Here is a 20011-nt window from a genome sequence, read left to right on the forward strand (position 1 = left end):
TTGTACCACCTGCTCTTACGGGTGATGTTCCGCCTTCCTCCGGAGCGCATTCATCACCTGGCCTTCGCTGCGATGCGCCTGGTCACGCGGTTCTCGCCGCTGCGCCAACTCGTGGGCAGGGTTCTCGTGGTGGACGATCCGGTACTGCGGAACACCGTGTTCGGACTCGACTTCCCGGCGCCGCTCGGGCTGGCCGCCGGGTTCGACAAGGACGCCACCGGTGTCGACGCCTGGGGTCCACTCGGATTCGGGTTCGCCGAGGTGGGCACCGTCACCGCTCAGGCTCAGCCCGGCAATCCGGCTCCCCGCCTGTTCCGGCTGCCGGCGGACCGCGCCCTGATCAACAGGATGGGGTTCAACAACCACGGCGCGGGCAACGCGGCCAATCACCTCCGTCAGCGCCGGGCCGGTGTCCCGATCGGCGCGAACATCGGCAAGACCAAGATCGTGGACGCTGCGGACGCCCCCGCCGATTACACGGCGAGCGCGCATCTGCTCGGCCCGCTCGCCGATTTCATGGTGGTCAACGTCAGCTCCCCGAACACCCCGGGGCTGCGCGACCTGCAGGCGGTCGAATCTCTCCGGCCGCTCCTGCGTGCGGTTCTCGACTCCGTGACCGTGCCGGTGCTCGTGAAGATCGCCCCGGACCTGTCCGACGACGACGTCGACGCGGTCGCCGATCTCGCCCTCGAGCTCGGACTCGCCGGCATCGTCGCGACCAACACCACCATCCGCCGAGACGGGCTGAACACCCCGGACGACGAGGTGACGGCAATCGGCGCGGGCGGCCTGTCCGGACCTCCGGTCGCAGAACGATCCCTCGAGGTCCTGCGCCGCCTGCACGCGCGGGTCGGGGATCGCCTGGTGCTGATTTCCGTCGGCGGCATCGAGACGGTCGACCAGGCGTGGGAACGCATCCTGGCCGGGGCGTCCCTCGTGCAGGGGTACACCGGCTTCATCTACGGCGGCCCGTTCTGGGCTCGCCGCATCCACAAGGGCCTGGCCCGGAAGGTGCGCGAGGCCGGCTATTCCTCGGTCGCCGATGCGGTCGGCGCAGGCGCCGTGCGCTGACCGAACCCGCACCGGAGACCGGTGGCCGGCGATTCCTGGGAAATCGCCGGCCACCGGTGTTTTTCCGGAATTACTGCTCGTACGTCCCCTGGATCTTCGCGCGGGCGATCGCGTGGGAGAACAGGTTGAACCCCAGGAACGCCGGCGTCGAGTCGGCCGTGACGCCGTCGAGGATCTCCACGTCGACCGCGTGGACCACGATGATGTAGCGGTGCGGGCCGTGGCCTGCCGGCGGCGCAGCGCCGAGGAAGCGGCTCAGACCTGCGTCGTTCTTCAGCGTGATCGCACCGCTCGGGAGCCCGGTTCCGTCGTCGTCGCCCGCGCCACTGACCAGCGTGGTCGTGTCGGCCGGAATGTTGGCGACCGCCCAGTGCCAGAACCCGGACGCCGTCGGCGCGTCGGGGTCGTACACCGTCACCGCGAAGCTCTTGGTCTCGGCGGGGAACCCCGACCACGACAGCTGCGGTGAGTTGTCGTGGCCGCCTGCGCCGAAGATTCCGCTGACCTGTTCCTTGTTCAGCGGCTGCCCGTCGGTGACGTCGGTGGAGGTCAGCTCGAAACTCGGCAGGTCGGGAAGGGCCTCGTACGGGTCGTGTGACATGCGGTTCCTCTCTTGTCGCGTATCGGTTTCCGGATCAGCTGTGGAGCAGAAAATGTTCCAGCACGCGTGTACCGAACAGTAGTGCGTCCACGGGTACCCGTTCGTCGACGCCGTGGAACAGCGCGCTGAAATCCAGGTCGGCGGGCAATTGCAGCGGTGCGAATCCGAAGCACCGGATGCCGAGCTTCGCGAACGCCTTGGCGTCGGTTCCGCCCGACAGCATGTACGGCACGGTCCGGGCGCCGGGGTCGTGCGCGAGGATGGCGTCGTTCATCGCGTCGACGAGGTGTCCGTCGAACGTCGTCTCGTAGGAGTCGAGCTTGGTGATCCACTCGCGCGTGACGTCCGGCCCGATGAGTTCGTCGACCGTCGCCTCGAACTCGGCCTGCCTACCGGGCAGGATCCGGCAGTCGACGACGGCCTCCGCGGTCTGCGGGATGACGTTGGCCTTGTAACCGGCCGACAGCATGGTCGGGTTGGCCGTGTCCCGGAGCGTGGCACCGAGGATGTTGGCGATGGTGCCGAGCTTCGCGAGGGTGCCGTCGAGGTCCGGCGACTCCGGGTCGAAGTCGAGTCCGGTCTCCTCCCCGGCCGCCGCGAGGAACTCTGCCACCGAATCGGACATGACCAACGGGAACGTGTGCGCCCCCAGCCGGGCGACGGCCTGCGCCAGGATGGTGACGGCGTTCTCGCCGTGCAGGAACGAACCGTGTCCGGCCCGCCCCTTCGCGGTGAGCCGCATCCATCCGAGCCCCTTCTCCGCCGTCTCGACGAGATAGAGCCTGCGGTCCGTGCCGTCCGGGCGGGCAACGGTCAGGGAGAAACCACCGACCTCGCCGACCGCTTCCGTGACGCCCTCGAACAGGTCGGGACGATTCTCGACCAGCCACTGGCAGCCGTATTTGCCACCGGCCTCCTCGTCGGCGACGAACGCGAACACGAGGTCGCGGGGAGGAACGACGCCCTCCGCCTTGAACTGGCGGGCAACCGCCAGGATCATCCCGACCATGTCCTTCATGTCGACGGCGCCGCGGCCCCACACGTAACCGTCCTCGACAGCGCCGGAGAACGGGTGGACGCGCCAATCGGCCGGTTCTGCGGGGACGACGTCGAGGTGACCGTGCAGCAACAGTGCGCCGCGGTCGGGGTCCGAGCCCTTCAGCCGTGCGAACACGTTGCCGCGACCCGGTGCACCCGACTCGACGTATTCGGTCTCGTAGCCCACCTCCTGCAGCTGGGACGCCACCCACTCCGCACACTCGCGCTCGCCCTTCGTCGTCGCGAGCTCTCCGGTGTTGGACGTGTCGAAGCGGATCAGCGAACTGACGAGATCCACGACTTCGGCTTCGGCGCGACCCTGGCCTGGGGTTTCCTGTGTAGTTGGCACTCCACTTTCCTACCACCGGACAGGCGGAAACGCTCAGGTGAGAGGGGCGATTTGGGCCGTGGCGGTTCATCGGTTAATCTTTTGCAGCACCCAGGAAATGGGGGCAGGCAAGTCCGAGTGGCGGAATGGCAGACGCGCTAGCTTGAGGTGCTAGTGTCCTATTAACGGACGTGGGGGTTCAAGTCCCCCCTCGGACACTCTGAGTTGAGACAGACGAAAAGGCCCCGGTTCAATCGAACCGGGGCCTTCTTCGTGAGAGGGCGAAGTTCGATGGGTGAAACAACGACGACGATCGATCCGGCGGATCTCGAGATCTGCCTGAAAGTTCTCGATCTGGCGGCGGAACTCGACGACGCGGATCCCGATTCCGTCACGGTCCAGCGTGCTGTCGGTCACCTTTTCAAGAAGCTGAAGAAGCGCAGGCGGATCGCGGCCCGCGACGCCGTCTCCGAGGCCGACCGCAAGGTCGTCGCCGCCACCGCGACGGGCTCCCCCGACCGGATCGACGACGAGACCGCGGGCATCCCGCTGACGTCGAACGCCGACGGCGCGTCCGCGGGCACCCTGATCCGGCCCCGCCCCTGCTACATCTGCAAGCAGCGCTACACGAGGGTCGATGCGTTCTACCACCAGCTGTGCCCCGAGTGCGCGACGAAGAGCCGCGCCAAGAGGGATGCGCGCGCCGACCTCACCGGACGCCGGGCGCTGCTGACCGGTGGTCGCGCCAAGATCGGGATGTACATCGCGCTGCGATTGCTCCGCGACGGCGCCCACACCACCATCACGACGCGCTTCCCGAACGACGCCATCCGCCGCTTCAAGGCGATGGAGGACAGCAGCGAGTGGATCCACCGGCTTCGGGTGGTCGGTATCGATCTGCGCGACCCGGCGCAGGTCGTCGCGCTCGCCGACTCGGTCGCCGCGCAGGGCCCGCTGGACATCCTGATCAACAATGCCGCGCAGACGGTGCGCCGCTCACCCGGTGCGTACAGCGCGCTGGCGGACGCCGAGTCCGGTGCGCTTCCGTCCGGCGACCTTCCCGACGTCCTGACGTTCGGCAAGACCAGCGACGCCCACCCGGCGGCGCTCGCCGGATCGCTGTCCGACGTGTCCGTGATGGCGGGCGCTGCGCTGTCCCCCGACGCGGTGAGTTCGCTCGCACTGGTCGCGAAGTCGGCGTCTCCGGACCGGATCGACCAGGGTCTCGCGATCGACGCCGGCGGTCTGCTGCCCGATCTGGCGCACACGAACAGCTGGGTCCAAACGGTCGAGGAAGTCGACCCGATCGAGCTGCTCGAGGTCCAGTTGTGCAATTCGGTCGCCCCGTTCATCCTCGTGTCCCGGCTGCGGCCCGCGATGGCGGCGGCAGGTGCCCGACGCAAGTACGTGGTGAACGTCTCTGCGATGGAAGGCCAGTTCAGCCGCGCCTACAAGGGTCCAGGGCATCCGCACACCAACATGGCGAAGGCAGCGCTGAACATGCTCACCCGCACCAGCGCGAAGGAGATGCTCGAGGACGGCATTCTCATGACCGCGGTGGACACGGGATGGATCACCGACGAGCGGCCGCACTACACGAAGATGCGTCTGGCAGACGAGGGTTTCCATGCCCCCCTCGATCTCGTCGACGGCGCCGCCCGCGTCTACGACCCCATCGTCCAGGGCGAGCAGGGCGTCGATCTGCACGGCTGCTTCCTGAAGGACTACGAGCCCTCACCCTGGTGATCGAGCACCACCCGGATCCGTGTTCGAGAGCATCGACACAGCGGGAGCACTCTCCGGCGCGGGGATAATGGACGTGGTACCGATCCCTGAATATGGAGGCGCTTCATGGCGATAGCCGTTGTCCACCGAGACAGCCCGGAAGGCCGGGCGGCCATCGTCCACGCCGCCCGCGAGGCTGTGCAACGACGGGAACAGCTACTCGTCCTCCACGTGCTCGACGACGACCCCGGGCAGGATGCCGAGTCCGACCGGTCCGCGCTGCGCGCCGAGATCCAGGCGACGCTCGAAGGTGGCGGGGTCGGCGAGTCTTCGTGGGAACTGCGCACCGGCGAACACGACGGCGATCAGGTGAGCGCACTGCGCGCGCTGGTCGACAACAGCGGGGCGGACCTGCTCGTCGTGGGCACCCGGCGCATGTCCCCGGTCGGCAAATTCCTCCTGGAACGATGGCTGCAGCGTCTCCTGCTCGAGGTCGACATTCCGATCCTGGTGGTCAAGGAAGAGGCGCGCGGCTCGGCCTGATTCCCCTCGAGCCCGTTCCCCCGTGTTCCCGGCAGCCCGCGCCTACGATGGCGTTGGGGGGACATTTCGGAGGTCAGGGGTGCATCGATGGGGAGTGTGGTCTTCTACGAGGTCGTCGCGGACGCGACGGTCGTCGCGCACCTGACCTTCATCCTCTACGTCGTGTGCGGCGGTTTTCTCGCCTGGCGGTGGCCGCGCACCATCGTCGTCCACCTGGCCGCGGTCGCCTGGGGATTCACCGGCCTGATCGTCGGCATCGACTGCCCGCTCACGCATCTGGAGAGCTGGGCCCGCGTCCGCGCCGGGCAGGACCCGCTCCCCTCCTCCGGGTTCATCTCCCACTACCTCACCGGCGTGGTCTACCCGGAATCCGCCGCGGGAGCGATCCAAACCCTCGTGGCACTGTGCGTGGTCACCTCGTGGGCCGGCTACGTCGTCCTGCGGACCCGCACCCGTACACCCCTCGCACCGACCCGCCCCGGCGGTGCCGAACTCTGACCGCATGCTTTCCTACCGGCGAGTAGGGTCGTGCCATGACAGACAGCGCACGTGAATTGGATCTCGTCGTCTACGGGGCCACCGGCTTCGTAGGCAAACTTCTCGCCGACTATCTTGCACAGCACGCTCCGGACGGGGTGCGGATCGCGCTCGCGGGACGGTCGGCCGCCAAACTGGAAGCGGTGCGGTCCGCGCTCGGTCCGCGCGCGGCGGACTGGCCCGTCCTCGTCGCGAACTCCGACGACGCCGCGTCGCTTGCCACCCTGGCGGGACGGACCCGTGTGGTCGCGACGACGGTCGGCCCCTACGCCAAGTACGGACACGCACTCGCCGCGGCCTGCGCCGCGGCGGGCACCGACTACGTCGACCTCACCGGAGAAGTCCTGTTCGCCCGCGAGAGCATCGACGCCAACCACGAACGGGCCCGCGAGACCGGCGCCCGGATCGTCCACTCCTGCGGTTTCGACTCCATCCCGTCCGACCTCGGGGTGCACGTCCTGCACGCGAAGGTCCGGGAGGACGGCGCCGGCGAACTCACCGACACCACCCTGGTGGTCACGTCGCTGCGCGGCGGCGTCAGCGGCGGCACGATCGATTCGCTCCGCACTCAGGTGGACGTGTCGAAGAAGGATGCCGCCTCGCGGCGTCTCGCGGCCTCGCCGTACTCGCTGAGCCCCGACCGGTCGAAGGAACCCGATCTCGGCAAGCAGTCCGACATGGGCGTCGTCGACGGCAAGACCATCGCGCCCGGCGTCAAGGGCTGGAAGGCGCCGTTCTTCATGGGCCCGTACAACACGCGGGTCGTGCGGCGCAGCAACGCGCTCCGCGACTGGGCGTACGGCCGGGAATTCAAGTACCGCGAGGTCATGAACGTCGGCAGTTCCCCGATCACGCCGGTGATCGCGGGTGCGGTGACGGCCGGCCTCGGCGCGATGATCGCCGGAATGGCCCTCCCGCCCACCCGGTACGTCCTCGACCGCGTTCTGCCCTCACCGGGCGACGGTCCCAGTGAGGAGGCACAACGCAACGGCCACTTCACCGTCGACCTGTACACGACCACCACCACGGGCGCGCACTACACGTCGCGGGTGAAGGCGAAAGGCGACCCCGGCTACCGCGCCACCGCGGTGATGCTCGGCGAATCCGCGTTGAGTCTGGTGCTCGGCGGCGACGCGCTGCCGGACGCGGCAGGCGTTCTCACCCCGGCGACGGCACTCGGCGACGTGCTGGTTGCACGGCTGCGCGACGCGGGTATGGAGATCTCTGCGCGAAAACTGTGAGCGGTTGGGCGCGTGTGAAGGTGACACGCGCCCACTCCTGCCGCTAATGTCGATCCTTGTGCGCGGACGGCCGTGCACATGACGAGAGATTCGGGAGTTCGAGTGAACGGCACGAGCGCGCAGGCAGGCCCCGCGGCCTCGCTCGCCCTCATGCCCTTCTGGCCCTCCCGCCGAGGCCATGCCTTCGACCAGGGATGTTGCTGACCAGCCTGCTCGCTGGTCTTTGCTGCCCTGACGGTTCGCTCTCTCGGTCGGAGTCTCGATGTTCAAGCTCTTGATTTTCACGCTGGTCGGCGTGGGTGCCCAGCTGGTCGACGGCGCTCTCGGCATGGCGTTCGGCGTGACTGCGACCACCCTGCTCGTGTTCAGCGGCGTCGGGCCTGCCCACGCCAGCGCAGCGGTCCACTTCGCCGAGGTCGGCACCACGCTCGCCTCCGGCGCGTCGCACTGGCGGTTCCGCAACATCGACTGGCCGCTCGTCCTCCGCCTGGGCGTCCCCGGCGCGATCGGCGCGTTCCTCGGCGCGACGGTGCTGTCGCAGTTGTCGACGGCCGCCGCCGTCCCCGTGACGTCCACGATCCTGCTCGCGATCGGCGTCTACGTCCTCCTCCGCTTCTCGATCCGCCCGCCCGCCGTCAACGACGCCCGGACGTCGCCGCACACGGCGAAGTTCCTCTCGCCACTCGGACTGTTCGGCGGATTCATCGACGCGAGCGGTGGCGGCGGCTGGGGGCCGATCACCACCAGCACGCTGCTGTCGCGGGGAAAGACCGCACCCCGCACGGTCATCGGCTCGGTCAGTGCGTCGGAGTTCCTGGTGTCCGCCGCGGCCAGCATCGGATTCATCTTCGGGCTCGGCAGCGACTTCTTCGACAACATCCCCATCATCGCGGGTCTGGCACTCGGCGGAATCATCGCCGCACCGGTCGCCGCGTGGCTCGTCAGCCGGGTGCCCGCCACTCTTCTCGGCACCGGTGTCGGCGGCATCATCATCATCACCAACGCGCAGAAGCTGTTCAAGACGTTCGAGGTGACCGGCGTCGTCGCCACCCTCGGCTACATTGCCCTCGTCGCGGTCTGGGCCGGACTGCTCGTCGTCGCCTGGCGCCGCTCGCGTCTCAGCGCCGCGGAGGCCGCGGGCGATCTGCACCGGATCGACACCGAGATCGACACCCCCAGCGAGCCGGAAACACAGTCCCTGGAGCCGTCCACCGGCGAGAAGGCCTGAGTTCTCCTCACACCTCCGCCCGGATCGAGAAGCCGCCGGACAACCGCCACACCGCATCCTTACCAGCGGGTAACATTGGTCGCGGTTCATGGCACCCGTCCGGTGCTCCGATAGCGGAAGGTGAGTCATTTCATGACTGAGCGTGTTGAGGTCGGCGGTCTGCAGGTCGCGAAGGTGCTCTACGACTTCGTGAACGAGGAGGCGTTGCCGGGGACCGGGATCGACGTCGACGGTTTCTGGTCGGGTGCGGTGAAGGTGATCGAGGACCTGGCCCCGAGGAACCGGTCGCTGCTCGCGGTGCGCGACGATCTGCAGGCGCGGATCGACACCTGGCACCGCGACCACACCGGCACCCCCGATCCGGCGGAGTACCGGCAGTTCCTGACCTCGATCGGGTATTTGGTGCCGGAGCCGGGCCCGTTCGCGGTGTCCACGGCGAACGTGGATGCGGAGATCACCTCCACCGCCGGCCCGCAGCTGGTGGTCCCGGTCCTCAACGCCCGCTTCGCGCTGAACGCCGCCAACGCCCGCTGGGGGTCGCTGTACGACGCCCTGTACGGCACCAACGCCATCGGCGTGGACGGCGGCGCCGAGCCGGGCGACTCCTACAACCGGGTCCGCGGCGACAGGGTCATCGCCTGGGCCCGCAATTTCCTCGACACCGCCGCCCCCCTGCGGTCGGGTTCGCACGCCGACGCCGCCCGCTACACCGTCGACGGCGGCGCCCTGGCCGTGGCACTGGCCGACGGCACCAGCACCGGACTGGCCGACCCGGGTAAGTTCGTCGGCTACCTCGGCGACCCGGCCGCCCCGTCGTCGGTGCTGCTGCGCAACCACGGGTTGCACGCCGAAATCCAGATCGACCCGACCTCCCCGATCGGTCAGACGGATGCGGCCGGCGTCCAGGATGTGGTGCTCGAGTCCGCGGTCACCACCATCATGGACTTCGAGGACTCCGTCGCCGCCGTCGACGCCGACGACAAGGTGATCGGCTACCGCAACTGGCTCGGGTTGAACCGCGGTGATCTGACCGAGGAGCTGACCAAGGGCGGGCAGGCGTTCACCCGCCGCCTCAACCCGGACCGCACCTACACCGCCCCCGACGGGGGCGAGCTCACCCTGCACGGGCGGTCGCTGCTGTTCGTCCGCAACGTCGGGCACCTGATGAGCACCCCGGCGATCCTGCACCCGGACGGCACCGAAATCCCGGAGGGCATCCTCGACGCCCTCCTCACCTCGCTGTGCGCGATCCACGGGCTGTCCCGGTCCGAGCAGACCGGGCCGTTGGACAACTCCCGCACCGGGTCGATCTACATCGTCAAACCCAAACAGCACGGCCCCGACGAGGTCGCGTTCACCACCGACCTGTTCGGTCGCGTCGAACAGGTCCTGAACCTGCCCGCGAACACGATCAAGGTCGGGATCATGGACGAGGAACGGCGCACCACCGTCAACCTCGCCGCCTGCATCCACGAAGCCAGGGAGCGGGTGGTGTTCATCAACACCGGGTTCCTCGACCGCACCGGCGACGAGATCCACACCTCGATGGAGGCCGGGCCGATGATCCGCAAGGCCGAGATGAAACAGCAGACCTGGATCAGCGCCTACGAGGACTGGAACGTCGATATCGGCCTGGCCTGCGGGCTGCAGGGGCGGGCGCAGATCGGCAAGGGCATGTGGGCGATGACCGAACTGATGGCCGAGATGCTCGAGCAGAAGATCGGCCACCCCAAGGCCGGCGCGAACACCGCCTGGGTGCCGTCCCCGACCGGGGCCACCCTGCACGCCACCCACTACCACCAGGTCGACGTGTTCGCCGTCCAGGACGAACTGAAGGGCACCCGGCGGGCCGGTCTCGACCAAATTTTGACGATCCCCCTGGCCCCGGACACCGACTGGACCGAGGAACAGAAGCAGGAGGAACTCGACAACAACTGCCAGTCCATCCTCGGGTACGTGGTCCGGTGGATCGACGCCGGTGTCGGCTGCTCGAAGGTCCCCGACATCCACGACGTCGCGCTGATGGAGGACCGGGCGACCCTGCGGATCTCCTCGCAGTTGCTGGCGAACTGGATCCGGCACGGGGTGGTCACCGCCGAGCAGGTCGTGGCCTCGCTGCAGCGGATGGCGCCGGTGGTGGACCGGCAGAACCAGGGCGACCCCACCTATCGGCCGCTGGCCCCGGACTTCGACACCAACATCGCGTTCCAGGCCGCGAAGGAACTGATCCTCGACGGCACCACACAGCCCTCGGGTTACACCGAGCCGATCCTGCACCGCCGCCGCCGCGAATACAAAGCCGCCAACGCCTGACCCCCACGTGAGTGGCGAAGCGTCCCCCGGGACACTTCGCCACTCACGTGTCAGGGGGCTCGACGCCGCGCATCACTACACTGCGAGGGTCAACGTCGAACTCGTCGGACAGGGGCTGGAAAGCACGTGGGGCAGCATCGCGGCGAATCGCGCGCCAGGGGTATCAGCAAGGGGCCTTTGATCGTGCTCGGTCTCGTCGTCGTGCTCGTGCTCGGCGTGCTGGGCTGGTTCCAACTGCGTGACCGGATCAACGATCAGGGAGCCGCGGCCGCCGGCGCCTGCGTCGAAGGCGAATCGGTGCTCGCGGTCGCGGCGGATCCCGACATCGCACCCCAGCTGCAGACTCTCGCCGACCACTACGCGGAGACTGCGCCGGTGATACGCGATCAGTGCGTGTCCGTGACGGTCACTGCCGTCGCGTCCGACACCGTGCGCGACGCCCTGGCCGCGGGCCCCGACGGCCCGTGGGACGCAGCGGCATTCGGACCCCGCCCCGCGCTGTGGATTCCGTCCAGCTCGCATTCCGTCAAGCAGCTGTCGGCGACCGGTGTCATCAGCGGTGAGGCACGTCCGCTGGCGAGCAGCCCGGTGGTCCTCGCCGTCCGGACGGCGTTCGCGAACGCGCCGGGCACGGCGGCGCTCGACTGGAAGGACTTGCCGTCCCTGCAGTCGGGCCGCGACGCCCTCGCGACTCTCGGTCTGCCAGGCTGGGGCGGCCTGGGCCTGGCGCTCCCCGTCGGCCCCGGCGCCGAGAGCACCGAGATGGCCGTCGAAGCGGTCGCTGCCGCCGTCACCGGAAGCAGCACCGGTCCGGTGACGGAAGAGCAGGCGCGGTCCGTTCCGGTCACGTCGGCACTCACCGACCTGGCGCTCGGCTACGAGGCTTCGACCGGGGCGAAACCCGCGACGACGCGGGAGGCGCTCACCGCGCTCGCCGAGCAGGGCGACCCCGCCACCTCCGCCATCCATGCGGTCGCGACCACCGAACAGCAGGTCTATCAGGCCCTGCGCGACGCACCCGGAGCAGATATCACCACATCGATGCCGAAAGGCCCGACACCCGTGGCAGATCACCCGGCAGCCGTCCTGGCGGGCCCGGCCGTCGACGAGACGCAGAGCCGCGCCGCCGCGCAGTTCGCGGAATTCGTCCGTCGACCCGAACAGGCGCAGGTCCTGGCCGACGCCGGTTTCCGGGTCGAGGGACTCGCCCGCCCGGACGACACCACGCTGGCCTTTCCCGGTGTCGAGTCCGCCCTGGTTCCCGCGGACGCGGCCGCTGCGGCCGAGCTGATGCAGGTGATCCGGAATCCGATCTCGCCGCGCACGTCCACCATCCTGCTCGACGTCTCCAGTTCGATGGGTGAACGCGAGGGGACGTCGACGCGACTGGCGAACACGACGATGGCGCTGGCCGCCCATGTGGATCAGTCTCCGGATTCGTCGAACCTCGGATTGTGGGAGTACAGCACCACCCTCGACGGGTCCAGGCCGTACACGACCGTCGTCGCCACCGGGCCCCTGTCGGCGGGCGGTTTCACCGAGGGCACCCGCAGGCAGGCCTTGGACGCCCGGCTCGCCAGGGCGACGTCCGCCACCGGATCCTCGACGTACACCTCGCTCGAGGCCGCCTACAAGAGTGCCGTCGACGGATACACACCGGGCCGCACCAATTCGGTTCTGCTCGTCACCGACGGCGCCAACGACGACTCCGTGTCGCGTGCGGAGCTGCTGTCTGCCATCGCCGCGTCCTCGAGTATGTCGAAGCCGGTCCGCATCGACGTGGTGACGATCGGCGAGAATCCCGACCTCAACACATTGCAGGCACTCGCCGATCGCACCGGCGGCTCGTTGGAGAAGGTCACGACTTCGGACGGAGCGGCCTTGCCGACCGCGATCAGCAAGCTGCTGTCGTGACGAGACTCCTGGTCTTCGCGGTCTTCCTCGCGCTCGTCACCTGGTGGCTTCACCGTCGGCTCGTCCGGGCCACCGGATTGGGCCGCCCCTGGTCGGTGATCGTCGACCTGGCCCTCGTCGCCTTGTGGGTGCTCGCCGTCATCGGCGTGGGCAGCGGCGAAGCCTTCGACCCCGGATGGGCGCGACCACCGGGGTGGGCGGGCTGGGTGTGGCTCGGCGCGATGTTCTATCTGGTGCTCGGACTTCTCCTGGTCGCCGTGGTGTCGCTGCTCACCCGGCTGTTCGCCCGCGTGCGCGGCGGAGGGCACGACGAACAGGTCGATCTGTCGCGTCGGCGAGGTCTGCGCATCGCCACCGCGGTCGTGGTGGTGGGTGCCGTCGGCGCCGCCGGCTACGGGGTTCGGGAGGCCGCTCGTCCACGGATCGTGCGGGTTCGGGTACCGCTGCAGCGCCTCCCCGCCGAGTTCGAGGGTGTGCGCGTGGCGCTCGTCTCCGACCTGCACGTCGGCCCGGCGCGAGGAGTCGACTTCACGCGCCGGGTGGTCGATCTCGTGAACGCGGAGCGGCCGGATCTCGTCGCGATCGCGGGCGATCTGGTCGACGGGACCGTCGCGAAGGTCGCGCCCGACCTACAGCCGCTCGGCGACCTCGAGGCCCCGCTCGGGGTGTTCGGGGTCAGCGGCAACCACGAGTTCTACGCCGACGACGGTGGCCGCTGGCTGGATGTGTGGGACCGACTGGGCATCAGGACGCTGCGCAACGAGCACGCGACCCTCACCCGGGGCGGCGCCGCCATCGACATCGCGGGCATCCACGACTATTCGTCGCCGGCGCCGTACGAGCCGGACCTCCCTGCCGCACTCGCGGGGCGCGATCCGTCGACATTCGTGGTGCTGCTCGCCCACGAACCGCGGCAGGCCCTGGAAGCCTCGGATCTCGGTGTGGACCTGCAACTGTCGGGGCACACGCACGGCGGCCAGATGTGGCCGCTGGGTTATCTGGTGCCGCTGCAGCAGCCGTCGGTGACGGGACTCGACCGCATCGGCAACACCGTCCTCTACACGACCCGCGGCGTCGGCGCGTGGGGTCCGCCCGTGCGGGTGGGCGCCCCACCGGAGATCACGATCCTCGAACTGGTGCGCGCGGACTGACCGCGAAGGCCCGTCCCGCCGAAGCGGGACGGGCCTTTCGTGTCAGGCGCCTTCGAACGCGGAGATCGGCGGGCAGGAGCACACGAGGTTGCGGTCGCCGTGCGCGCCGTCGATGCGCCGCACCGCGGGCCACACCTTCGGCCGGGCCTTGCCGCGGGGGAACACCGCGGTCTCGCGGGTGTAGGGGTGGTTCCACTCCGCCGCCAGGCAGCCGGCCGTGTGCGGGGCACCGCGCAGCGGGTTGTCGTCCACCGTCCACTCCCCCGAGCCGACGCGGTCGATCTCGGCACGGATCGCGATCATCGCCTCGCAGAAGGCGTCGATCTCTTCGAGGTTCTCGCTCTCGGTGGGCTCCACCATCAGCGTGCCCGCCACCGGGAAGCTCATCGTCGGAGCGTGAAAACCGTAGTCGGCGAGGCGCTTTGCGACGTCGTCCACGGTCACACCGGTGTCCTTGGTGATCGGCCGGAGGTCGAGGATGCACTCGTGGGCCACCATGCCGCCCTCGCCGGTGTAGAGGACGGGGAAGTACTCGTCCAGGCGGCGTGCGATGTAGTTGGCCGACGCGATCGCGGTCAGGCTGGCGCGGCGCAGTCCGACGGCGCCCATCATCCGGATGTACGCCCACGTGATGGGCAGAATCGACGCGCTGCCGTACGGGGCCGCGGAGATCGGTCCGGCGGTGCCGAGTTCGGGTGCGAGCGGATGTCCGGGCAGGAACGGGGTGAGGTGCGACCGCACGCCGATCGGTCCGACACCGGGGCCGCCGCCGCCGTGCGGGATGCAGAACGTCTTGTGCAGATTGAGGTGGCTGACGTCGCCGCCGAACCGTCCCGGCCGGGCCAGGCCGACCAGGGCGTTGAGGTTGGCGCCGTCGACGTACACCTGGCCGCCCGCGTCGTGGACGGCGGCGCAGATGTCGGCGATCTCATGCTCGTACACCCCGTGGGTGGACGGGTAGGTGATCATGATCGCCGCGAGGCGCTCGGCATGGTCGGCGATCTTCGCCCGCAGGTCGTCGAGGTCCACGTCACCGTTGGGGCGGCACGCGACGACCTCGACGCGCATCCCGGCCATGACCGCCGAGGCGGCGTTGGTGCCGTGGGCGCTCGACGGGATGAGGCAGGTGTCGCGGTGATCGTCGCCGCGGCTGAGGTGGTAGTTGCGGATCGCGAGCAGCCCGGCGTACTCGCCCTGGCTACCGGCGTTCGGCTGCAGGCTGACCGCGTCGTAGCCGGTGACGGCCACCAGCCAGTTCTCGAGGTCCTTGATGATGCGCAGAATTCCCGGCGTGTCCCCTGTGGGCGCGAACGGGTGCAGTCCGGCGAACGCGGGCCAGGTGATCGCTTCCATCTCGGCGGTCGCATTGAGCTTCATCGTGCAGGAGCCCAGCGGGATCATGCTGCGGTCGAGTGCGATGTCCTTGTCGGACAACGCCCGCAGGTAGCGCAGCATCGCCGTCTCGGTACGGTACCGGGTGAACGCCTCGTGCTGCAGGTAGTCGGATCCGCGGAGCTGCGACTCCGGCACGGACGTGCCCGCCTCCCGGGCCACGGGGCCGTCGCCGCCGAATGCTGCCAGCACGCGGGCGACGTCGTCGTCGGTGGTGGCCTCGTCGCAGGCGACGGCGACGTGATCGGCGTCGACGAGCCGCAGGTTGATGCCGGCGTCCTTCGCCTTCGCCACCACGTCGGCCGCCCGCCCGTCGACACGCACGAGAATCGTGTCGAAGAAGTGCTCGTGCACGACGGTGGCCCCGGTCCCCCGGAGTGCGGCCGCCAGAGAGTGTGCCGTGGCAGCCACGCGCAGGGCGATCGCCTTCAGGCCCTCGGCACCGTGGTAGCTGGCGTACATGGCCGCGAGGATCGCGAGGAGCACCTGCGCGGTGCAGATGTTCGACGTCGCCTTCTCACGGCGAATGTGCTGTTCCCGGGTCTGCAGCGCCAGCCGGTAGGCCTTGTCGCCGTCGGCGTCTACGGAGACGCCCACCAGCCGGCCGGGGAGCTGACGTGCATGTTTGGTGTGCACGGCCAGGTATCCGGCGTGCGGGCCACCGAAGCCCATGGGGACACCGAACCGTTGGGTGGTGCCGAAGCAGGCGTCGGCACCGATCTCGCCGGGCGGGGTGAGGAGAGTGAGCGCCAGCAGGTCCGCCCCGACCGCGACCAGTGCGCCGCGCTCGTGGGCTGCCGCGATCACGTCGGTGTAGTCGGCGATGCGGCCGGACGCACCGGGCATCTGTCCGAGGACGCCGAAGAAGTCGCCGTCCGGCAGACCGGCGGACAGGTCGGCCACCACGATCTCGATGCCGAGCGGCTCGGCCCGCGTCTCGACGACGGCCAGCGTCTGCGGGAACAGGTCGGCGTCGACGACGAACCGCGGGGACTTGCTCTTGCTCGCGCGGCGCAGCAGCGTCATCGCCTCGGCGGCGGCGGTGGCCTCGTCGAGCATCGACGAGTTGGCGACCTCCATGCCGGTCAGGTCGGCGACCATCGTCTGGAAGTTGAGGAGGGCTTCGAGGCGGCCCTGGCTGATCTCGGGCTGGTACGGCGTGTACGCGGTGTACCAGGCCGGGTTCTCGATGATGTTCCGAATCAGCACCGGCGGGGTGAGGGTGTCGTAGTAGCCGAGCCCGATCATGGACGTCGCCACGGTGTTCTGCGCGGCGAGCGCCGACAGTTCGGCGAGCGCCTCGTGCTCGGAGACCGGTGCGGGCAGGGCGTCGAGGCCGTCGGCGATGCCGCCCGTGACCCCGTCCAGGATGACGGCGGGAACGGCCTTCGACGCGAGGTCGTCGAGCGAGTCGGCTCCGACCAGTTCGAGAATATGCGCGAGTTCCGCAGCGTTCGGGCCGACATGACGATCGGCGAATGTACGGCTTCCAGCGTCGATCACGACAACTCCCAAGCAGTTCGGAGGATCAGGACACGCCCCGCTCGGCGGAACGTCCCTCCCCCTCTGTCGCCTGCTCGGGTAGAGCGCCTGAGAGATTCGGTACCGTCCGTTCGCGTGCGAAGACGGCCCTTTCCCCGTGGGCGGGTGGGTGCTCCCACCGCTTTCCAGAGACGTCGGAGCCCGCACGGTCCTGTTTGCCTGAGAGATTGACGGGGAGGTGTTGCTCCTTCGGCGCCCGAGCTCCCGCACGCACTATGTGCTTGCAGTGCCCGGAACTCTCCCGCACGGCGTCGACGCACCGCCATTCTATGTCACGGCCGCAGACAGCGGCGCAAGCAGCGCCGCGGTCTGCGGGTTGTGGGCTAGCCCGTCTTGCGGCTCGCGCGGTTCTTACGCCGCGACGCCAGCTCGTCCTCGGGGCTCTGCTCGCTCTCGCCGCCGTCGGCTCGCTCTGCCGGGAAATCGGCGATGGTGCCGGTCAGTTCGCGCATGGCACCGCTGACTGCGATACCGAACACACCCTGCCCGCCCTGGAGCAGGTCGACGACCTCCTCGGCGGACGTGCATTCGTAGACCGTGGTCCCGTCCGAGAAAAGTGTGATCTTGGCCAAGTCCCGCACCCCACGCTTACGGAGGTGGTCGACGGCCACGCGAATGTTCTGCAAGGATATTCCGGTGTCGAGCAGTCGCTTGACGATCTTGAGGACGAGGATGTCCTTGAACGAGTACAGCCGTTGGCTGCCCGACCCCGCCGCGCCCCGAATGGACGGCACCACGAGGGATGTGCGAGCCCAGTAATCGAGCTGGCGGTAGGTGATTCCCGCGATCTGGCAGGCGATGGGGACGCGGTATCCGACGAGGTCGTCGGGCACGGAATCGTCCGGAAAGAGGCCCGGCTGGATCTCCTCGGAGCTGAACTCGGGCTCGGCAACGTTGTCGCCGGGCGCAAGATTCAGCGCATTCTCCTGCGGCCGATCTCCCACTGACTACTCCCTCTCGCATGTTGCACTGAACCCGACGATCAGTGCGCCTGTGACGCGCGTCGCCAGTGTCCACGGCAATCCGCAGCACGTCGAGCGGCGCAAGCGCCACCAGTGACATCGAGCTAGTCCGTACCCTGAACCTACTCAGCGTACGCCCGATACAATCTGCAGGGCAGAAAATCACTGCACCGAACGCTATGACTCCGAGGAGACGGGGTCAACGCAACGCGCCGGAGGAACCTCAACCGTTACTGCGCCGGCGGCCCTTCCGCGGGAGAAACTAGCCGTCGGTGGCCTTGAAATCGTCCGGCGACACGGACTCGAGGAATTCCTTGAACTTCTCGACCTCGTCCTCACGCTCGTCGGGCATGACCAGACCGGCCTCCGTGAGCACCGCTTCCTCGGCGAAGATCGGGACCCCGACGCGCAGTGCGATGGCGATGGAATCGGACGGGCGGGCCGAGACGCGGGTGTTCTGGTCGAACACCAGGTCGGCGTAGAACGTGCCCTCGCGGAGGTCGACGATGCGGACTTCCTTCAGGGTGCGACCGAACGCTTCGATCAGGTTCTTGATCAGGTCGTGGGTCAGCGGCCGCGCCGGCTCGACCCCCTGCTGTTCGAGTGCGATGGCCGTGGCCTCGGTCTGTCCGATCCAGATGGGCAGGTACCGCTCGCCGTCGGTTTCCCGCAGCAGCAGGACAGGTTGATTCTGGGGCTGCTCGACACGAACTCCGATCACGTGCATTTCGCTCATCGCGTCTGCCTCCACCCTGCAATGGTCCGTCCGCGGCACACAATGCCGTACCAGGATTCTATTCGATTCGTGTCTGCTCTTCGACCGTACAGCCGTTCGAGCGCAGCGCCGTTGGGAAGTTCGGGACCGCCGACGAACTCACCTCACCGATCGAGCGCACCTCGGACCGCCGACTTCACCAGGCAGGTGTGCAACGTCAAGGACAACGCGGCCAGTTCGCGCACCATCTCCTCGGCGCGATCACGCGCGCCCGCGTCGCGGCCCTTGGCCACGGGCCCCGCGATCTGCGCGACCAATCCGGCCTCGCGGTCGGCGGCCAGCTTGAACGCCCTCAGGTGCCGCACCTCGAGTCCGAACTCGGACATCGCTCTCGCGGTGCGCGCCAGTGTCACCGCGTCCTCGTCGAAGAACCCGGCGGGCCCGGGAACGACCAGGCCTCCCCGGGTCAGCTCGACGAGGAACTTCTCGTCGATCCCTGCCCGGGAGATCAGATCGTCGCGGCTGATCCGCACCTCACGGTCGGTGCGGAATTCCTCCGGGGAAACCTCACCCGGGGCCACGGTGAGCGCGCGCGGCCGGCGCGGCGACGAATCGCCTGCGCCGACCGTGGCCACGCCTCTGTCGATGGCCTCGAGCTGCTCCTTGATGACCTTCAGCGGCAGATACTGATCGCGCTGCGCCGTCAGGACGTAGCGCAGTCGTTCAGTGTCGGCGATCGAGAAACGCCGATACCCCGAGGGAGTGCGCTGCGGGCTGATGAGACCCTCGGCTTCGAGGAATCGGATCTTCGAGATCGTCACATCAGGAAAATCGGGACGCAGCCGATCCAGCACGGAGCCGATCGACATCCCCGAATGCGCCTGCTGCTGCCGCACCGCGGTCATTGGCTACCCGCACCAGCTGACGTCTCACCGATCTGCGAGCCACCGGCCGTGGTCCGGGGTCCGGTCAGGAAGACCAGCCGGAACTTGCCGATCTGCACCTCGTCGCCGTTCGCGAGGACTGCCGAGTCGACGGGCTCGCGGTTGACGTAGGTACCGTTGAGGCTGCCCACGTCGACCACCTGGAACTCGTCGTCCTCCTGGCGGAATTCCGCATGACGACGGCTGACCGTCACGTCGTCGAGGAAGATGTCGCTGTCGGGATGCCGCCCTGCGGACGTCGTCGGCTGGTCGAGCAGGAAGCGCGACCCTGCGTTCGGTCCACGCTTGACGACGAGCAGAGCAGAGCCCGCGGGCAGTCCCTCCACACCCGACACCGGGGCCTCCGGAGCCTGGGTTGCCGAGGAGTTGTCGAGCTCATTGAGAAAGTCCGCGCGGAAGACCGACGTGGTTTCCGCCGGCGTCTCCCCATAGACCGCGTCGTTGCCGTTCTCGCTCACCGTTTCTCCTCCTAGTTCGATCATCCAGCAAGATTCGCTGGACTACGCAATGCCACTCGGTACTACATAATTCGGTACCCGTGCACATTAACTTCTGTGCAAACTCCCACGATCACATTCAAACTACGGACCTGCGCCCCGACACGGCACATGCGTTCAACATTGACCGTACCCTGCGCACGCCGGTGCGTGTAGTGAGACAGGCCGCCAGTACATTACGAACCGGTATTCCGACAGCGGATTTCCCCGGCAACCCCGTTTTCCGGGCTGTCGGCACCTTCCGAAACTATCCGATTACCGCTTCGCGT

16 protein-coding genes, 1 tRNA gene and 1 riboswitch are annotated in these 20011 nt (G+C 68.5%); of the genes, 10 read left to right on the forward strand and 7 right to left on the reverse strand.

The features are described from left to right. Positions 1-1071: a quinone-dependent dihydroorotate dehydrogenase gene (locus ROP_RS02975; RefSeq protein WP_012687878.1), complete on the forward strand. Its 1071-nt coding sequence runs from the start codon at positions 1-3 to the stop codon at positions 1069-1071. 70 nt (positions 1072-1141) lie between these two features. On the opposite strand, the gene ROP_RS02980 is transcribed toward ROP_RS02975, so the two are convergent. Together ROP_RS02980 and ROP_RS02985 are read right to left on the reverse strand one after the other, a co-directional pair. Beyond that, positions 1142-1672: a YbhB/YbcL family Raf kinase inhibitor-like protein gene (locus tag ROP_RS02980; RefSeq protein WP_012687879.1), complete on the reverse strand. Its 531-nt coding sequence runs from the start codon at positions 1670-1672 to the stop codon at positions 1142-1144. A 34-nt stretch (positions 1673-1706) separates the two neighbouring features. After that, positions 1707-3059: a M20/M25/M40 family metallo-hydrolase gene (locus ROP_RS02985; protein WP_012687880.1), complete on the reverse strand. Its 1353-nt coding sequence runs from the start codon at positions 3057-3059 to the stop codon at positions 1707-1709. Between the two features lie 111 nt (positions 3060-3170). Between ROP_RS02985 and ROP_RS02990 the strand changes: the two genes are divergently transcribed. From ROP_RS02990 to ROP_RS03030, 9 genes are all read left to right on the forward strand, one after another. Further along, positions 3171-3256: transfer RNA gene (locus tag ROP_RS02990), tRNA-Leu, on the forward strand. 73 nt (positions 3257-3329) lie between these two features. Further along, a complete protein-coding gene (locus ROP_RS02995; protein WP_012687881.1) occupies positions 3330-4784 on the forward strand; it encodes an SDR family oxidoreductase in 1455 nt (484 codons plus the stop codon). Between the two features lie 105 nt (positions 4785-4889). Further along, on the forward strand, positions 4890-5306 hold the full coding sequence (locus tag ROP_RS03000) for a universal stress protein (RefSeq protein WP_043824137.1): 417 nt from the start codon (positions 4890-4892) through the stop codon (positions 5304-5306). Positions 5307-5393: 87 nt separating this feature from the next. Then, entirely contained in the window at positions 5394-5804 is a 411-nt protein-coding gene (locus tag ROP_RS03005) for a DUF2784 domain-containing protein (RefSeq protein ID WP_012687883.1), read from the forward strand. Positions 5805-5839: 35 nt separating this feature from the next. Beyond that, positions 5840-7084, forward strand: coding sequence for a saccharopine dehydrogenase family protein (locus ROP_RS03010; RefSeq protein WP_012687884.1), 1245 nt, complete (start codon positions 5840-5842; stop codon positions 7082-7084). Positions 7085-7346: 262 nt separating this feature from the next. Next, positions 7347-8312 carry a sulfite exporter TauE/SafE family protein gene (locus ROP_RS03015; protein WP_012687885.1) on the forward strand — a complete coding sequence of 322 codons (966 nt, stop codon included), beginning with the start codon at positions 7347-7349 and terminating at the stop codon, positions 8310-8312. Between the two features lie 132 nt (positions 8313-8444). Further along, positions 8445-10625: a malate synthase G gene (locus ROP_RS03020; RefSeq protein ID WP_012687886.1), complete on the forward strand. Its 2181-nt coding sequence runs from the start codon at positions 8445-8447 to the stop codon at positions 10623-10625. Between the two features lie 126 nt (positions 10626-10751). Next, positions 10752-12539: a substrate-binding domain-containing protein gene (locus ROP_RS03025; RefSeq protein WP_012687887.1), complete on the forward strand. Its 1788-nt coding sequence runs from the start codon at positions 10752-10754 to the stop codon at positions 12537-12539. Beyond that, entirely contained in the window at positions 12536-13690 is a 1155-nt protein-coding gene (locus tag ROP_RS03030) for a metallophosphoesterase (protein ID WP_012687888.1), read from the forward strand. The genes ROP_RS03025 and ROP_RS03030 overlap by 4 nt, the downstream gene beginning before the upstream one ends. 42 nt (positions 13691-13732) lie before the next feature. On the opposite strand, the gene gcvP is transcribed toward ROP_RS03030, so the two are convergent. From gcvP to garA, 5 genes are all read right to left on the reverse strand, one after another. Next, positions 13733-16585 carry an aminomethyl-transferring glycine dehydrogenase gene (gene gcvP / locus ROP_RS03035; protein WP_012687889.1) on the reverse strand — a complete coding sequence of 951 codons (2853 nt, stop codon included), beginning with the start codon at positions 16583-16585 and terminating at the stop codon, positions 13733-13735. A 175-nt stretch (positions 16586-16760) separates the two neighbouring features. Then, a riboswitch (glycine riboswitch) is annotated at positions 16761-16878 on the reverse strand. Between the two features lie 69 nt (positions 16879-16947). Next, positions 16948-17568 (reverse strand): MerR family transcriptional regulator, encoded by a 621-nt coding sequence (locus ROP_RS03040; protein ID WP_012687890.1) that lies wholly within the window; start codon positions 17566-17568, stop codon positions 16948-16950. A gap of 280 nt (positions 17569-17848) precedes the next feature. After that, positions 17849-18322, reverse strand: coding sequence for a bifunctional nuclease family protein (locus ROP_RS03045; RefSeq protein WP_012687891.1), 474 nt, complete (start codon positions 18320-18322; stop codon positions 17849-17851). 143 nt (positions 18323-18465) lie between these two features. After that, positions 18466-19206 (reverse strand): transcriptional regulator FtsR, encoded by a 741-nt coding sequence (locus tag ROP_RS03050; protein WP_012687892.1) that lies wholly within the window; start codon positions 19204-19206, stop codon positions 18466-18468. After that, positions 19203-19703 (reverse strand): glycogen accumulation regulator GarA, encoded by a 501-nt coding sequence (gene garA / locus ROP_RS03055; RefSeq protein WP_009473579.1) that lies wholly within the window; start codon positions 19701-19703, stop codon positions 19203-19205. Before garA ends, ROP_RS03050 begins: the two co-directional genes overlap by 4 nt. Positions 19704-20011: the final 308 nt, after the last annotated feature.

The sequence above is a fragment of the Rhodococcus opacus B4 genome, assembly GCF_000010805.1.
Taxonomy (GTDB): Bacteria; Actinomycetota; Actinomycetes; order Mycobacteriales; family Mycobacteriaceae; genus Rhodococcus_F; species Rhodococcus_F opacus_C.

Excerpts from the sequence above, each read along its gene's own strand:
- ROP_RS03010 (WP_012687884.1), top strand. The coding sequence starts at position 5,840 with ATGACAGACAGCGCACGTGAATTGGATCTCGTCGTCTACGGGGCCACC.
- ROP_RS03045 (WP_012687891.1), bottom strand. The coding sequence starts at position 18,322 with ATGAGCGAAATGCACGTGATCGGAGTTCGTGTCGAGCAGCCCCAGAAT.
- ROP_RS03005 (WP_012687883.1), top strand. The coding sequence starts at position 5,394 with ATGGGGAGTGTGGTCTTCTACGAGGTCGTCGCGGACGCGACGGTCGTC.
- ROP_RS03050 (WP_012687892.1), bottom strand. The coding sequence starts at position 19,206 with ATGACCGCGGTGCGGCAGCAGCAGGCGCATTCGGGGATGTCGATCGGC.
- ROP_RS03020 (WP_012687886.1), top strand. The coding sequence starts at position 8,445 with ATGACTGAGCGTGTTGAGGTCGGCGGTCTGCAGGTCGCGAAGGTGCTC.
- ROP_RS02980 (WP_012687879.1), bottom strand. The coding sequence starts at position 1,672 with ATGTCACACGACCCGTACGAGGCCCTTCCCGACCTGCCGAGTTTCGAG.
- ROP_RS03000 (WP_043824137.1), top strand. The coding sequence starts at position 4,890 with ATGGCGATAGCCGTTGTCCACCGAGACAGCCCGGAAGGCCGGGCGGCC.
- ROP_RS02995 (WP_012687881.1), top strand. The coding sequence starts at position 3,330 with ATGGGTGAAACAACGACGACGATCGATCCGGCGGATCTCGAGATCTGC.
- ROP_RS03015 (WP_012687885.1), top strand. The coding sequence starts at position 7,347 with ATGTTCAAGCTCTTGATTTTCACGCTGGTCGGCGTGGGTGCCCAGCTG.